Raw genomic sequence first — 14,070 nt, 5'->3', positions numbered from 1 at the left:
TGGGAGCGACAGGCAATGAGCGCTACAGCCCTAAAGCCCCAGGCACGACAGCATGATAAACGTCGCGAACAGCACGAAGTGGGTCATGCCTTCGATGGCATTGGTTTCGCCGTCGTTGAGATTGATGGCGGACACCAGCAGGGTGATGAAGATCATCACGGTCTGCACCGGGGTCATGGCCATCTGGAAGGGCTGACCACTGTAGAGCGCCATCGCTTCCATCACCGGCACCGTGAGGATCACGGTTGACAGCGAGGCTCCCAGAGCGATGTTGACCACCGACTGCATGCGGTTGGCCAGCGCAGCACGCAGGGCCGTCAATATCTCGGGAGCAGCGGAAATCGCTGCGACCAGGATGGCGGTCATCACCGGTGGTGCGCCCGTCCCCTCAAGCCCCAGATCGACCGTCTTGGACATCACTTCAGCCAGCGCACCGATCACCACCACGCCGGTGACCAATGTGGCGATGGAGCGGGTCAGATTGACCGGTTCTGCATGCTCTTCAGCCGGGTTCTGGCCCTGGCGCTTTTTCTTTTCCGGATAGCTGTAGCTGAAAAAGTAGCTGTGCGGTCCGACCTGCATGCGCAGGAACAGGGTGTAAAGCAGGATCATCGCGCCAATGGTGAACGCCGAATAGATCTTCCAGTCCCCCTTGGGAATGAACTCGGGCACCACCATCGACACGCCCATGGCAGTGAGGATCATCACGCTGTAGGTACGCGCCGAATCATCGTTGTACGACTGCTCGCCGTGCTTGATACCGCCCATCAGCGCAGCAAGACCGAGGATGCCGTTGATATCGAGCATCACCGCAGAATAGATTGTGTCCCGCACCAGCGTCGGCGACGGTTCGTTGCTCATCATGATCGCCAGGATGACGACTTCGACCAGCACCGCCGACAGCGTGAGGATCATCGTGCCGTACGGATCACCGACCTTTTCCGCGAGCACTTCGGCGTGATGCGCCACCCGCATCGAGGCGCAAACGATGAAGCCGACCAGCGCCAGACCCGACACCAGCGCGACCACCTGACCGTTGCCCAGCAGCACATGCTCCAGCGGATACGCGACAAACATGGCGATAATTGCCAGCAGTAGAAATTTTTCTTGCTTGAGCAAAGCGCCCATTACTTTCTCCAAACCCTTGCGACACATCGCCGCGGATAGTCATGAACGTGTCTGTCATTGAAGCCGTTCAGAGTGCGGTGTGTGACAAAAGGTTTCAAAAAATGACCTGAATGAGAATGGCACCCACGCGTAAATGACTTTTGATCCCGTCGTCACGATGTGAAATAGTGCCCGCCGTTTTCTGCGCGACCTCAATGATCTTGATCAGGAGAGGCGCTGCGCCCGTTCGGTGGCTCTTTTTGCATGAGCCTGTTTCCGTTAGAAAGGACATTCGCCATGCGCGTTTTTCGACTCCCTCATCTATTGGCCGGCGGCCTGCTGGCAGCGCTGCTCGGCACAGCCCAGGCGGCACCTATCGATATCGACGACGGTCAGCACAAGGTCCACCTGCCTGACACCCCCAAGCGCGTAGTGGTACTGGAGTTTTCGTTTCTCGACGGGCTGGCATCGGTCGGCGTAACACCCGTCGGTGCGGCCGACGATGGCGATGCCAACCGCGTACTGCCCAAGGTACGCAAGGCCGTGGGCGAATGGCAGTCAGTGGGGCTGCGCTCGCAACCCAATATAGAAGTGATTGCGCGGCTCAAGCCGGACCTGATCATTGCCGACCTTGGTCGCCATCAGGCGCTGTACAACGATCTGGCCAGTCTGGCGCCGACATTGATGCTGCCGTCACGCGGCGAGGATTATCAGGGCAGCCTGAAATCCGCCGAACTGATCGGCGTCGCATTGGGCAAGGGGCCGCAGATGCAGGCACGCATCGCGGAGAACCGGCAGCACCTGAAGAACGTCGCCGAACAGGTCCCCGCCAATACCAACGTGCTGTTCGGTGTTGCTCGCGAGGACAGTTTTTCGGTTCATGGCCCACATTCTTACGCGGGCAGCGTGTTGCAAGCCATCGGCCTGAAAGTCCCGGAAGTACGCAAAGACGCCGCACCCACCGAATTCGTCAGCCTGGAGCAACTGCTGGCGCTGGATCCGGGCTGGCTGCTGGTCGGTCATTATCGCCGTCCGAGCATTGTCGACAGCTGGAGCAAGCAGCCGCTATGGCAGGTACTTGGCGCGGTGCGTAACAAACAGGTGGCCGAAGTGGATGGCGACAGTTGGGCGCGCAATCGCGGGATCATGGCGTCCGAGCAGATTGCCGACGATGCGCTTGCCGTGCTCAAGGGCGGCAAGGCCGTGCTGAATCCGTAAATGCGCCGCTGGCTGATGGCGGGCGTGATTACTGTGGCCTGCCTGGGACTGTTCTGGGTATCCCTGTTTGCCCTGTCGTCGTTCAGTATTGGTCAGGTGGATGCCTGGAACGGACTGTTCACGCAGGGGCGTGAAGGCGGCAACATCGCTTACATCGTTGCGCAACTGCGGGTGCCACGCGCCTTGTGCGCGGCACTGGTGGGTGCCTGCCTGGGCGTCGCCGGGGCTTTGATGCAAGGCATTACCCGCAACCGCCTGGCCTCGCCTTCACTGTTTGGCGTCACAGCGGGCGCGGCACTGGGGCTGGCGCTGTTTTCCACCGGGCTGGTCGCTCTGCCTTTCCCGGGCGGGGCACTGTTGATGACCTGCCTGGGCGGCGCACTGGCCTGGATCACCGTATTCAGTCTGGGCGGCGCATGGTCGCCTGCCACCGCTCAGGGGCGCCTGGTGCTGGCCGGGGTCGCTGTTGCAGCCCTGTGTGCAGCCTTGACCCGCCTCACCGTGATCCTTGTCGAAGCCCAGGCACAAAGTGTTCTCAACTGGCTGGCCGGTTCACTGGCCAATGTCGGTGCTGCGCAACTGCAATTGCTCTGGCCTTGCACGCTGATCGGCCTGGTACTGGCGATTGCCTGCGCGCCGCGCTTGAATCTGATCAACCTCGGCGAAGACGCAGCCCGCTCGCTGGGCGTGCGTATAGGTGCGTTGCGCCTGCTGGTGTTCGTGGTCAGCCTGCTGCTGGTCGGTGCCAGTGTCTGCGCGGTGGGGCCGATTGCCTTTGTCGGCCTGATCGCGCCGAACATTGCTCGCCAATGGCTGGGCAACGACTACCGCTGGCTGATCCCGATCAGCGCCGGACTGGGCGCGGCCATCGTGCTGGCCTCGGACCTGATCAGCCGCGCCGTGGCCTTCCCGGCAGAAACGCCGGCCGGGGTGGTGACGGCATTGATCGGCGCGCCGTTCTTTCTGTTTCTGGCGAGGCGCGCGCTATGAACCGCCCGCGCTCCAGGCTGTTGCTGCTGTTGACCCTGCTGGCACTTGCCCTGCTGCTGAGCCTCAGCGCGGGCACTGTGTGGCTGACGCCTGGCGCGGTGCTCGATCACCTGATCGCCCACGACAGCAAGGATTTCGAAGTCTGGAATCACCGCCTGCCACGCGGTCTGATTGCAATCATGACCGGCTGTGCATTTGGCCTGGCCGGAGCCATCGTCCAAGGTGTGATTCGCAACCCGCTGGCGTCGCCGGAAATCCTCGGCGTGACCCAAGGCGCAGGACTGGCGCTGACCATCGCGATCATCGGCCTGCCGCAATTGCCAGTGGCCGCATTGCCGTTCGTGGCCTGCCTGGGGGGCGCAGCGGGCGCACTGCTGCTGGCCTTGTATAACACCGGCGTACAGTTTTCCGGCGTGCGCTTCGCGCTGTCCGGGGTGGCGATTGCGGTCACGCTGTCGAGCATCACCGAATTCCTGATCCTGTCCAACCCGCTGGACATCAACACCGCCCTGCTGGCCCTGACCGGCAGTCTGTGGAGCCGTAACTGGCACCATGTGTGGCTGGCCACGCCGCTTCTGCTGTTGATTCCGCTCGGTCTGCTGCTGGCCAAACCGCTGAACCTGATTGGCCTGGGTGATGAGGCGGCGCAGAGCCTGGGCACCGGCCTCAAGCGTACACGCTGGCTGGCGATGGGCAGCGCGGTGCTGTTGACCAGTCTGGGCGTCGGCATCATCGGCCCGGTGAGTTTCGTCGGTCTGGTTGCACCACACATGGCCCGCCGTCTGGTCGGTGGTCATCATCAGTACCTGCTGCCCGCCTCAATGGTGCTGGGCGCGTTGCTGCTGGTGCTGGCCGACACACTCGGACGCACGCTGATTGCGCCCAGCGAGATTCCGGCCGGGGTGCTTACGGCCGTGATCGGCGCTCCTTATTTCCTCTGGCTGCTGGCCCGATTCAAAGGTTGATTCCATGAGTATTCTTAAGGCGCAGCAACTCGACATCGGCTACGGCGCAACACGGATCGTGCAAGACCTGTCATTCAGCCCGCCGCCCGCCCAGGTCACCGCATTGATCGGCCCCAACGGTTGCGGCAAATCCACCCTGCTCAAGGCGTTTGCCCGAATTCTCACCCCGCAATCGGGCAGCCTGAGCCTGGACGGCAAAGACTACAGCCAGCTCTCCGCCAAAGAGCTGGCCCGCAAGGTGGCGTTTCTGCCGCAAGTGCTGCCCATTCCAGAGGGCGTCAGCGTGCGCCAACTGGTGGCTTACGGTCGCAGTCCGCACAACAGCCTGTGGGGGCGCTTGAGCGGGGCCGATCAGCACAGTGTCGATCAGGCCTTGCAACGCATGGAGCTGGAGGTCCTGGCCGAGCGCCCGCTGTCCGATCTGTCCGGCGGGCAACGGCAACGGGCCTGGCTGGCGATGATCCTCGCGCAGGACGCCGCCATCGTCCTGCTCGATGAACCCACCACCTATCTGGACATCAGCCATCAGGTCGAACTGCTGGACCTGATGCGTGAGCTCAGTGCCGAAGGCAAAACGGTGATTACCGTGCTCCACGACATCAATCAGGCCTGCCGCTACGCCGACCATATGGCGGTCATGCAGGGTGGACGCCTGGTGACCTGCGGCGCGCCGGGCGATGTGCTGACGGCGGAGCTGGTCTGCCAAGTGTTCGATGTGCAAGTGCAGATCATGCGCGAACCCGTTGCAGGCACGCCGATGTGCATCGTCGAGCGCAGCACGCGCTGCACCAGTTAGCGGCGCAGCCCACCGCGCCTGCACCTTCGCGCTGCACTCTGGCTATACACAAAACTGCTCTTGATTCTGGCCAAAGGCCGTAGGAGCGAACTTGTTCGCGAAGAAGATCGGTCAGACGATGATTTTTCGGAGTATGTATCGGCCCTTTCGCGAACAAGTTCGCTCCCACGCCATGCGAGCAGAAACCTGAAAGTCACATATTCCAGGCTCATCGAAACCTATGTACAACAATAGGCGCGCTGCGCAGGGAAGCAAGCCAGCATCGTAAGTTGTCCTGTTGGTCAGTTATTTGCATTGTCGGGGGTATGCACTCCAACAAGACCGCAAGGAGCTAGACCCGATGCACCTGACCAACCCACGTCATCCCCTGAAAAAACTGCTGTGCGCCGTCGCCGCCGTTGTCGGCATCGGCTCCAGCCTGCTCGCCTCGGCAGCCGATCCGCTGAAAGTCGGCTTTGTCTACATCGGCCCCATCGGCGACCACGGCTGGACCTATCAGCACGAGCAGGGCCGCCAGGCGATGGTCAAGGCGCTGGGTGACAAGGTCACCAGCAGCTTCGTGGAAAACGTGCCGGAAGGCGCGGACGCCGAGCGGGTTATCCGTAACATGGCCAAGGGTGGCTATGATCTGATTTTCAGCACCTCTTTCGGCTACATGAACCCGACCCTGAAAGTCGCCAAGCAATTCCCCAAGGTAAAATTCGAGCACGCGACGGGCTACAAGCAGGACAAGAACATGGGCACGTATCTGGCCCGCACCTACGAAGGCCGCTATGTGAGCGGTTACATCGCCGCGAAGATGACCAAGACCAAGAAGATCGGTTACGTCGCCTCGTTCCCGATTCCTGAAGTGCTGCGCGACATCGACGCCATCCAGCTGGCGCTGAACAAATACAATCCGGGTACAGAAATCAAGGTGGTATGGGTCAACTCCTGGTTCGACCCAGGCAAGGAAGCCGACGCTGCCAACGCGCTGATCGATCAGGGTGTGGACGTGGTGTTCCAGCACACCGACAGCCCTGCGCCGATTCAGACCGCCGAACGTCGTGGCGTCTACGCAGTAGGCTACGCCTCGGACATGGCCCATTTCGGGCCGAAGGCGGTGCTGGCCTCGATCGTCAACAACTGGGGCCCGCATTACATCCAGGCAGCCGAGGGCGCAATTGCAGGCACCTGGAAACCACAGGATTACTGGGGCGGCCTGAAAGAGGGCACGGTCGAGTTGCCGATCAGTGACGTGGTGCCCGCCGACGTCAAGGCTGAGGCGCAGAAGATTATCGCCAGCATCGAAAGTGGCGAATTCCATCCGTTCACCGGCCCGATCAAAGACCAGAACGGCACCGTGAAAATTGCTGATGGTGTGGTCGCGACCAACGCCGAGCTGGCCTCGATGAACTACTACGTCGAAGGGATCAAGGCCGAGCTGCCGAAGTAACTTATCTGCCCGTTGCCTGACCCTCGTGCCTGTTTCGGCGGGTACGATCATCGACACCCGATACTTCCCTTTCAGGACCGGTTAATGGACCAGCTTCCCGTCATCGACATCGCCCCGCTCTACGGCACGGACACTCAGGCTTGGCAGGATGTCGCCCGACAAATCGACAGTGCCTGTCGGGAATGGGGCTTTTTTTATATCAAGGGTCACCCGATCAGCGCGCAACGCATCGAACGGGTGCAATCGGCGGCAAAGGATTTCTTTGCCCGGCCGGCAGCTGAAAAGCTCCTGATCGACATCACCCAGAGCACGCATCATCGCGGCTATGGCGCCATCGCCACCGAGCAGTTGGACCCCAGCCTGCCGAGCGATCTGAAAGAAACGTTCGACATGGGCCTGCATCTGGATGCCGGTCACCCCGACGTGCTGGCTGGCAAACCGCTGCGTGGTCCCAATCGCCATCCGGACATTCCCGGCTGGGAAAGCCTGATGGAGCAGCATTACCTGGACATGCAGGCACTGGCGCAAACTCTGCTGCGCGCCATGACCCTGGCGCTGGGCATCGAACGTGATTTCTTCGATCAACGCTTCAGGGACCCGGTCAGTGTGCTGCGCATGATTCATTACCCGCCGCGTGATACGGCGACCTCGGCCGAGCAACAAGGCGCAGGCGCGCATACCGATTATGGCTGCATCACCTTACTGTACCAGGACGCAGCGGGTGGTTTGCAGGTGCGCGACGTGCGCGGCGAATGGATCGACGCACCGCCGATTGACGGGACCTTCGTGGTCAATCTGGGCGACATGATGGCGCGCTGGAGCAATGATCGCTATCTGTCCACGCCACACCGGGTCATCAGCCCGCTTGGTGTCGATCGCTATTCGATGCCGTTCTTCGCCGAGCCCCACCCCGACACGCGCATCGAATGCCTGCCCGGTTGCCAGAGCGAAGGCCATCCAGCCCGCTATCCTGTGACCACTTGTGCCGAATTCCTGCTGTCGCGCTTTGCTGATACCTACGCTTACCGGCGAGAACAGGAGGCAAGTTGAACGTTCGGTCAGGTTTTACCCTGCGCAGCGGCGTGCATCTGTAGAATGTCGGCGATCTGCACCTGATGAGAAAAGAATATGTACGACTGGTTGAACGCCCTGCCCAAGGCAGAACTGCACCTGCACCTCGAAGGCTCGCTGGAACCCGAGTTGCTGTTCGCCCTGGCCGAGCGCAACAGGATTGCCCTGCCGTGGGACGACGTCGAAACCCTGCGCAAGGCCTATGCCTTCAACAACCTGCAGGAATTCCTCGATCTGTACTACCGCGGTGCGGATGTGTTGCGCACCGAACAGGACTTCTACGACCTGACCTGGGCTTACCTGCTGCGCTGCAAGGCGCAGAACGTTATCCACACCGAACCGTTCTTTGATCCGCAAACCCACACCGATCGGGGTATCCCGTTTGAAGTCGTGCTGGCCGGGATCACCGGTGCGCTGAAAGACGGCAAGGCCAAACTGGGTGTCGACAGTGGACTGATCCTGAGTTTCCTGCGTCATCTGTCCGAAGACGAAGCCGAAAAGACCCTCGACCAGGCGCTGCCGTTTCGTGATGCGTTCGTTGCTGTCGGCCTCGACAGTTCGGAAATGGGCCATCCGCCGAGCAAGTTCCAGCGCGTGTTCGATCGTGCCCGCAACGAAGGCTTTCTGACGGTGGCCCACGCCGGTGAAGAAGGCCCGCCGGAATACATCTGGGAAGCCCTGGACCTGTTGAAAATCCAGCGCATCGACCACGGCGTACGTGCCATCGAAGACGAGCGGCTGATGCAGCGCATCATCGACGAACAGATCCCGCTGACCGTCTGCCCGCTGTCCAACACCAAGCTCTGTGTGTTCGACGACATGGCCCAACACAATATCCTCGACATGCTCGAACGCGGCGTGAAAGTCACCGTCAACTCGGATGACCCGGCCTACTTCGGTGGTTACGTGACCGAGAACTTCCATGCGCTGCACACACATTTGGGCATGACTGAAGATCAGGCAAAACGTCTGGCGCAAAACAGTCTGGATGCACGCCTGATCAAGTCCTGAGACGCCGAGCCATCGCTGCCTTTTCGCGGCGTTCTGCGCCGCAAGAGGACGCGGAGCGCCCAAGGCGGCTGCAGCATGGAGCATCAGCGCGGTATGCACGTGCTACTGCCTTAAACCACGCGTATCGCTCAAGCCGCCGCCGCTATCTTGCTGATTTCCCGCTGCCCGCTGGAAGACACCTGCAACGTGCTGGGCTCTTCAGTGGTGCGCAGCCAGCCCATCTGAATGAATAACTGCAGCAGCCCCGCCCCCAGCGCGCCACCAAGATGCGGGTTGCGATCATTCCATTTCGGGCAGGCACATACTGTTTCTCGCTTGCGCTGAGCCAGCGCCGGGATATAGATGCCGCGCTCGGCAAATCTGGCCGCGCCCTTGCTCGTGACCTCGACGCGCTTTTCCTGCTGCTCGATCCAGCCCGCTTCCAGAAGGCGCTTATAAAGCTCGGCGGCCATTTCGCCACCCAGATGATCGGAGCAGATTCTTGCACGGCGCAGCGGCAACGGCGGCATGGGCTGGGCATACCGACGACTGATCTGTTCGGCACTGGCCAGTGAGGCACAGGCCAGTGCTTCGACTGCAGCCGCCACTTCCGGCGCAGCCAGGCGAAAGAAACGCTTGCGACCCCGAGCTTCCTGTTTCAACAGACCGCCACTGGTGAGGCGCGCCAGGTGCGCACCTGCCGAAGAGGTCGAAAGCCCCGCCAGGATGGCCAATTCATCGGCAGGACGAGCAGTACCATCCATCAGTGCCCAGATCATTGCGCTGCGCTTGGGGTCGGCCAGCAATGTTGCGATCTGGCTGATGCAAGGTCCGTATTCCATGTGTTCACTCCCTGTTGAAACATTCATCTATCGCGATGACTGGGTGAAAGCAATCAAGCCTCGGTAGAGTTGAACGTGGCTCTTATATGAAATGACAAGTATAAACTCTATGCCCTCCGGCCCCGCCGGGCGAAAAACGATTCGTACAAACTGTTGGTCCACGGCCCCGTTAAAAAGCGCACGTTTTTCTCTCACCCTGTCATAACCAAGAACTTCCTCCCTTATCGCCAAACCCCCTCTAGCAAAGGGGTTTTGGCCGCTGCATCGAAAACAGATTGAAAAAACAAGCGCATTGCCTATGACAAAAATGCCAAAACCACTTAACAACAGCCAGTTGCAAAGTTACCTCGGGAACCAAACCTTGCAGCGTTGAAACATATTCAACCCTTTTATTTTCCGACACTTCCGAAGGCCGTTTCCTACTGGAGCGTGGCGATTAAAACAAACCAACGGACGACGGGCCTACAGCCTGTTGCTTACAACGTGACCTGAGCATTTCCAGCAACAGGATGACGGGTTTGCTGAGTTGCGCGCGGTGCGCGCATAGCAGGTTCAGCGGCGCCCGCTCCCCGGTCAAATCAGGCATCAGCACTTTCAGGTGCCCTGCCCGCACATTGGCGGCGACGTCCAGCCAAGACTTGTACGCCACACCTTCGCCCGCCAGCGCCCAGCGGCGCACCACATCTGCATCGTCGCTGAACCGGTTGCCGCTGACCGTCAGGCTGATTTCGCGCTTGCCGTCATTCAGTGTCCAGCGGTCATGGACGCGGTCCCCAAGCATGAACAACAGGCAATTATGCTGCGCCAGTTGCTCGACCTGCTGCGGTTCGCCATGGCGTTGCAGGTAACTCGGCGCAGCGCACAATACCCGCCGGTTTTCAGGCAAAATCGGCAATGCGACCAGACTGGAATCTTCCGGTTCGCCATAACGCAGCGCCACATCGACCGGCTGGCGGAACAGATCGGCAATTCGATCGCCCAGCAATAGACGCACGGTCAGTTGTGGATGTTGCTGCTGAAACTCGTCGAGCCAGGGCAAAAGCACGTTACGGCCCAGGTCCGAGGGTGCTGAGAGTTGCAGCACGCCCTCGCAACGGTCCTGGCTACTGGCGAGCAATCGCCGTCCTTCCTCCAGACTGCCCAACGCGGCGCGCGCATACTCCAGAAACCCCTCGCCTTCGGCGGTCAGCCGCAGGCTGCGGGTCGAGCGCGCCAGCAAGCGCGCGCCCAACTGGCGTTCGATGCGCTTGAGCGCCGCGCTGGCAACCGCCGCAGACAGGTCCATCACCCGTGCAGCGGCAGAAAGACTGCCCAGGTCCGCTGCACGGACAAACAACTGCAGGTCATCAAAACGCAGCATCAACGCCTCGTATTATCAAAATAAAGTTGAAAGAGCCTGCCGTTTTAGCGGGTTTTATCTTTTCAGGAAATAGCCAATGATCCCTTTATCATTTTTCTGGAGAGGACCCCGTCATGAAAGCCATCGCCTATTACCAGTCCCTGCCAATCAGCGACGCACAGTCATTGCAAGACATCGAGCTGCCTGAGCCGGTTGCCGACGCTCGCGATCTGCTGGTTGAAGTCAAGGCAATCTCCGTCAATCCGGTGGACACCAAAATCCGCCAGAACGTCCAGCCCGAGGACGGCGCTGCGAAGGTGCTGGGCTGGGACGTGGCGGGTGTCGTGAAAGCAGTCGGCAGCCAGGTCACGCTGTTCAAACCGGGGGACAAGGTGTTCTACGCAGGATCCCTGACACGGCCCGGCGCCAACAGCGAACTGCACGTGGTCGACGAACGCATCGTTGGCCACATGCCAAAAACCCTGAGCTTTGCCCACGCGGCGGCCTTGCCGTTGACCGCGATCACTGCCTGGGAGTTGCTGTTCGAGCGCCTGCACGTCGCGCAGCAAAAAGGTGAAGGCTCTCACAGCCTGCTGATCGTCGGCGCTGCGGGCGGCGTAGGTTCGATCCTGACCCAACTGGCACGGCAACTGACGTCACTGAAAGTCATCGGCACGGCCTCGCGGCCCGAAACCGAAAGCTGGGTTCGTGAACTGGGCGCACACGAAGTGCTGGACCATAGCAAGCCCTTGAGCGAAGAGCTGAAACGCGTTGGCTTGAACCAGGTCACCCATGTGGCCAGCCTGACCCAGACCGAACAGCATCTGGACCAACTGGTCGAGGCGCTCAAGCCGCAAGGCAAGCTGGGGCTGATCGACGATCCCAAGTCACTGGATGTGTCGAAGCTCAAACGCAAGAGCCTCTCGCTGCACTGGGAATTCATGTACACGCGGTCGATGTTCGAAACCGAGGACATGATCGAACAGCACAACCTGCTTAACCGAGTGGCCGAGCTGATCGATGCCGGAACGCTGAAAACCACCTTTGGTGAGCACTTCGGCAGCATCAATGCAGAGAATCTGCGCCGCGCTCATGCCTTGCTGGAAAGTGGCAAGGCTAAGGGCAAGGTGGTACTGGAAGGGTTCTGAAGGCCAGAGGGTTGTGTCAGCGCGTCGAGTAGCTGGCACAACCATCGCACCTGATCAGGCGGTCTTCGGCCGCGCATCACGCGTGCCTTGCGCACGGCGGGTCAGTACCGAAAGGCCCACTGTCAGCACGCCGCACAGGCTGATCACCAGCGCCATGGGGGTGGCGGTGCCGTCATGCAGTACGCCTACCAGACTGGCGGCGATGGCGGCCACGCTGAATTGCAGACAGCCCAGCAGCGCCGAGGCACTGCCTGCGCGTGCCCACTGGCCGCTCATGGCGCAGGCCGAGGCATTGGGAATGATGCACCCAAGGCTTGCCACGCAAATGAACAGCGGCACCAACAGTGGCCATAGCGCTTCGGTGCGCAGACCGCTGATCGCCAGCAAAACCAGCCCGGCAGCCAGATAGATCCACACCGTACGCGACAGCAAAAACGCTGGTCCCGTCTTGCGCAGCAGACGCGCGTTGATCTGCGCGACCAGAATGAAGCCCGCCGCATTCATCCCGAACAACCAGCCGTAATGCTCGGCAGGCACGCCGTACAGTTTGATGAACACAAACGGCGAGCCCGCAACGTAAGCGAACATGCCGGCCATCGCGATGCCGCCTGTCAGAGCATGGCCTATGAAAACGCGCTCCTGAAGCAGATTGACGTACTGGCGCAACGCGCCGCGTAATGGTTGACGAGGTGTGCTGGCGGGCATGCTTTCCGGCAGACCCAACGCAACCGCCGCCAGGCAGGCACCACTGAAAAGCGCCAGGCTGACGAAGATCCATTGCCAGCCAAAGGTGCTGACCAGAACTCCGCCGAGCATCGGTGCCAGAATCGGTGCCAGCCCCATGACCAGCATCAGTTGCGAAAACACCTTGGCCGACTCGACAGCATTGCATTTGTCACTGACGATGGCCCGCGACAGGACCATCCCGGCGCAGCCGCCCAACGCCTGAACGAAACGCGCACCGATCAGCCATTCGAGGCTCGGCGCAAAGGCGCAGGCCACCGATGCGAGCATGAACAGGGTCACGCCGAACAGCAACGGAATACGTCGCCCAAAGCGGTCAGCCACAGGACCGTAAGCCAGTTGTCCCAGGGAAAGCCCGAGAAAGTAGGCCGCCAGGGTCAGCTGAATATGTTTTTCATCGGTCCCGAAATACGAGGCCATGGCCGGAAAGCCAGGAAGATAGAAGTCGATGGCCAGAGGGCCGAAGGCGCTCAATGAGCCAAGGATAAGGATCGTTCGTAGATTCATCGGGTGTCCATTAACGGATGCAGGGCAACGGGTTAGTCTAACCGGCTTACCTTGCACAGAACGAAGGACGGGGTAATTAATTCAAAACTTTTCAGAGTTTGCAGACAGGGAGACCGCTTCGATCTCCCTGGCTCCGGTCACACCTGCTGCGCCTGATAACCCTCGTCGCTGATCAACCTGACGATCTGCTCGGGCGACAGCGTGCTTTGCACTTTCACCTGCTTGCTGGCCAGTTCAACCTGAACATCGGCGGCAGGGTCATCGTTCTTGATCGCCTGGGTCACTACGCGAACGCAGTGTCCGCAGGTCATGCCTTGAACATTGAATAATTGCATGGTGTCACTCCCCTCATTGATGAACAGCGAACATCTTCAACCTTGTCATCATGACAAGGTCAAGTTTCTGTTATCGCTGCCGGGCTGGTATTCGGACTGATCGTGAGCCAAGCTGACTCATCAACGTTTACATCAGGAGTATCAGCGATGCGCTGGTCAGCAGTGAGCCTCTTCAGCATTCTCGGTTTCTTGGCTATCGCACCCGCCACTCAGGCAGCTCAGGACTACGGCATCCTGATCATTTCCCGAGAGCGCCTGGAAGTCGCGACCTCCTGCGAGATCGGCATCTATGTGCAGGACCGTCTGGCCGGGAGGCTGTTTCAGGAGGACTCGGTATCCTTCAATCTGCCGGCCGGGGAAGTATCGGTACGACTGAGCACCCTGCGCGGCAATGTAGTGGGCTGCGAACCCGGAATGGAAGCGCCGCGCAGCACGAAGATCCAGCTACGTTCGGGCGATATCCTCAAGTACCGTATCGCCACCGACCTGAACGGGCTGTACCTCAAGAAAGCCGATCTCAACTATTGATTCGCGCTTGACCTTGCCCGTATGGCAAGGTTGATCCTTGCAGGTATCCAGCCTC

Annotated in this window: 14 protein-coding genes; 9 read left to right on the top strand and 5 right to left on the bottom strand. The window is 60.3% G+C overall.

The genetic code is table 11. The annotated features are described in order from the left end of the window. Positions 1 to 30 precede the first annotated feature (30 nt). A complete protein-coding gene (locus MME58_RS02985; RefSeq protein WP_055006986.1) occupies positions 31 to 1,128 on the bottom strand; it encodes a calcium:cation antiporter in 1,098 nt (365 codons plus the stop codon). Positions 1,129 to 1,404: 276 nt separating this feature from the next. On the opposite strand from MME58_RS02985, the gene MME58_RS02980 reads away from it, so the two are divergent. From MME58_RS02980 to MME58_RS02950, 7 genes are all read left to right on the top strand, one after another. Next, positions 1,405 to 2,325 carry a Fe(3+) dicitrate ABC transporter substrate-binding protein FecB gene (locus MME58_RS02980; RefSeq protein ID WP_055006987.1) on the top strand — a complete coding sequence of 307 codons (921 nt, stop codon included), beginning with the start codon at positions 1,405 to 1,407 and terminating at the stop codon, positions 2,323 to 2,325. Beyond that, entirely contained in the window at positions 2,326 to 3,315 is a 990-nt protein-coding gene (fecC, locus tag MME58_RS02975) for an iron-dicitrate ABC transporter permease FecC (RefSeq protein WP_054984042.1), read from the top strand. It begins immediately after the preceding gene. Further along, a complete protein-coding gene (locus MME58_RS02970) occupies positions 3,312 to 4,280 on the top strand; it encodes an iron chelate uptake ABC transporter family permease subunit (protein ID WP_055006988.1) in 969 nt (322 codons plus the stop codon). The genes fecC and MME58_RS02970 overlap by 4 nt, the downstream gene beginning before the upstream one ends. A 4-nt stretch (positions 4,281 to 4,284) precedes the next feature. Then, positions 4,285 to 5,076, top strand: a complete 792-nt coding sequence (gene fecE / locus MME58_RS02965; RefSeq protein ID WP_054984040.1) for a Fe(3+) dicitrate ABC transporter ATP-binding protein FecE — start codon at positions 4,285 to 4,287, stop codon at positions 5,074 to 5,076. 340 nt (positions 5,077 to 5,416) lie between these two features. Beyond that, on the top strand, positions 5,417 to 6,511 hold the full coding sequence (locus MME58_RS02960; RefSeq protein WP_054984949.1) for a BMP family ABC transporter substrate-binding protein: 1,095 nt from the start codon (positions 5,417 to 5,419) through the stop codon (positions 6,509 to 6,511). 84 nt (positions 6,512 to 6,595) lie between these two features. After that, the gene (locus MME58_RS02955) at positions 6,596 to 7,561 is read left to right on the top strand and encodes a 2-oxoglutarate and iron-dependent oxygenase domain-containing protein (RefSeq protein ID WP_055006989.1); all 966 of its coding nucleotides are present in this window, start codon (positions 6,596 to 6,598) and stop codon (positions 7,559 to 7,561) included. A 78-nt stretch (positions 7,562 to 7,639) separates the two neighbouring features. After that, positions 7,640 to 8,593: an adenosine deaminase gene (locus MME58_RS02950; protein ID WP_054984951.1), complete on the top strand. Its 954-nt coding sequence runs from the start codon at positions 7,640 to 7,642 to the stop codon at positions 8,591 to 8,593. A 128-nt stretch (positions 8,594 to 8,721) separates the two neighbouring features. Here MME58_RS02950 and MME58_RS02945 read toward each other — a convergent pair whose 3' ends face one another. Next, positions 8,722 to 9,414 (bottom strand): ArsR/SmtB family transcription factor, encoded by a 693-nt coding sequence (locus MME58_RS02945; RefSeq protein ID WP_054984952.1) that lies wholly within the window; start codon positions 9,412 to 9,414, stop codon positions 8,722 to 8,724. A gap of 436 nt (positions 9,415 to 9,850) precedes the next feature. Further along, on the bottom strand, positions 9,851 to 10,774 hold the full coding sequence (locus MME58_RS02940) for a LysR family transcriptional regulator (protein ID WP_054984953.1): 924 nt from the start codon (positions 10,772 to 10,774) through the stop codon (positions 9,851 to 9,853). A 113-nt stretch (positions 10,775 to 10,887) separates the two neighbouring features. Here MME58_RS02940 and MME58_RS02935 point away from each other — a divergent pair, with 113 nt between their 5' ends. Beyond that, complete coding sequence (locus tag MME58_RS02935) at positions 10,888 to 11,901, top strand: zinc-binding alcohol dehydrogenase family protein (protein ID WP_054984954.1); 1,014 nt, start codon at positions 10,888 to 10,890, stop codon at positions 11,899 to 11,901. 54 nt (positions 11,902 to 11,955) lie between these two features. On the opposite strand, the gene MME58_RS02930 is transcribed toward MME58_RS02935, so the two are convergent. Continuing rightward, positions 11,956 to 13,152 (bottom strand): multidrug effflux MFS transporter, encoded by a 1,197-nt coding sequence (locus MME58_RS02930; protein ID WP_055006990.1) that lies wholly within the window; start codon positions 13,150 to 13,152, stop codon positions 11,956 to 11,958. Between the two features lie 137 nt (positions 13,153 to 13,289). Then, complete coding sequence (locus tag MME58_RS02925; RefSeq protein ID WP_054984956.1) at positions 13,290 to 13,487, bottom strand: heavy-metal-associated domain-containing protein; 198 nt, start codon at positions 13,485 to 13,487, stop codon at positions 13,290 to 13,292. A gap of 147 nt (positions 13,488 to 13,634) precedes the next feature. Between MME58_RS02925 and MME58_RS02920 the strand changes: the two genes are divergently transcribed. Beyond that, complete coding sequence (locus MME58_RS02920) at positions 13,635 to 14,015, top strand: hypothetical protein (RefSeq protein ID WP_054984957.1); 381 nt, start codon at positions 13,635 to 13,637, stop codon at positions 14,013 to 14,015. The last annotated feature ends 55 nt before the right edge of the window (positions 14,016 to 14,070 follow it).

Source organism: Pseudomonas syringae pv. tagetis (assembly GCF_022557255.1).
Taxonomy (GTDB): Bacteria; Pseudomonadota; Gammaproteobacteria; order Pseudomonadales; family Pseudomonadaceae; genus Aquipseudomonas; species Aquipseudomonas caricapapayae.
This window is presented reverse-complemented; position numbering and strand designations above follow the sequence as displayed.

What these genes read in the sequence shown, in the direction of transcription:
- MME58_RS02970 (WP_055006988.1), top strand. Translation starts at nt 3,312, where the DNA reads ATGAACCGCCCGCGCTCCAGGCTGTTGCTGCTGTTGACCCTGCTGGCA.
- MME58_RS02955 (WP_055006989.1), top strand. Translation starts at nt 6,596, where the DNA reads ATGGACCAGCTTCCCGTCATCGACATCGCCCCGCTCTACGGCACGGAC.
- MME58_RS02950 (WP_054984951.1), top strand. Translation starts at nt 7,640, where the DNA reads ATGTACGACTGGTTGAACGCCCTGCCCAAGGCAGAACTGCACCTGCAC.
- MME58_RS02925 (WP_054984956.1), bottom strand. Translation starts at nt 13,487, where the DNA reads ATGCAATTATTCAATGTTCAAGGCATGACCTGCGGACACTGCGTTCGC.
- MME58_RS02960 (WP_054984949.1), top strand. Translation starts at nt 5,417, where the DNA reads ATGCACCTGACCAACCCACGTCATCCCCTGAAAAAACTGCTGTGCGCC.
- fecE (WP_054984040.1), top strand. Translation starts at nt 4,285, where the DNA reads ATGAGTATTCTTAAGGCGCAGCAACTCGACATCGGCTACGGCGCAACA.
- MME58_RS02940 (WP_054984953.1), bottom strand. Translation starts at nt 10,774, where the DNA reads ATGCTGCGTTTTGATGACCTGCAGTTGTTTGTCCGTGCAGCGGACCTG.
- MME58_RS02920 (WP_054984957.1), top strand. Translation starts at nt 13,635, where the DNA reads ATGCGCTGGTCAGCAGTGAGCCTCTTCAGCATTCTCGGTTTCTTGGCT.
- MME58_RS02985 (WP_055006986.1), bottom strand. Translation starts at nt 1,128, where the DNA reads ATGGGCGCTTTGCTCAAGCAAGAAAAATTTCTACTGCTGGCAATTATC.
- MME58_RS02930 (WP_055006990.1), bottom strand. Translation starts at nt 13,152, where the DNA reads ATGAATCTACGAACGATCCTTATCCTTGGCTCATTGAGCGCCTTCGGC.
- MME58_RS02935 (WP_054984954.1), top strand. Translation starts at nt 10,888, where the DNA reads ATGAAAGCCATCGCCTATTACCAGTCCCTGCCAATCAGCGACGCACAG.
- fecC (WP_054984042.1), top strand. Translation starts at nt 2,326, where the DNA reads ATGCGCCGCTGGCTGATGGCGGGCGTGATTACTGTGGCCTGCCTGGGA.
- MME58_RS02980 (WP_055006987.1), top strand. Translation starts at nt 1,405, where the DNA reads ATGCGCGTTTTTCGACTCCCTCATCTATTGGCCGGCGGCCTGCTGGCA.
- MME58_RS02945 (WP_054984952.1), bottom strand. Translation starts at nt 9,414, where the DNA reads ATGGAATACGGACCTTGCATCAGCCAGATCGCAACATTGCTGGCCGAC.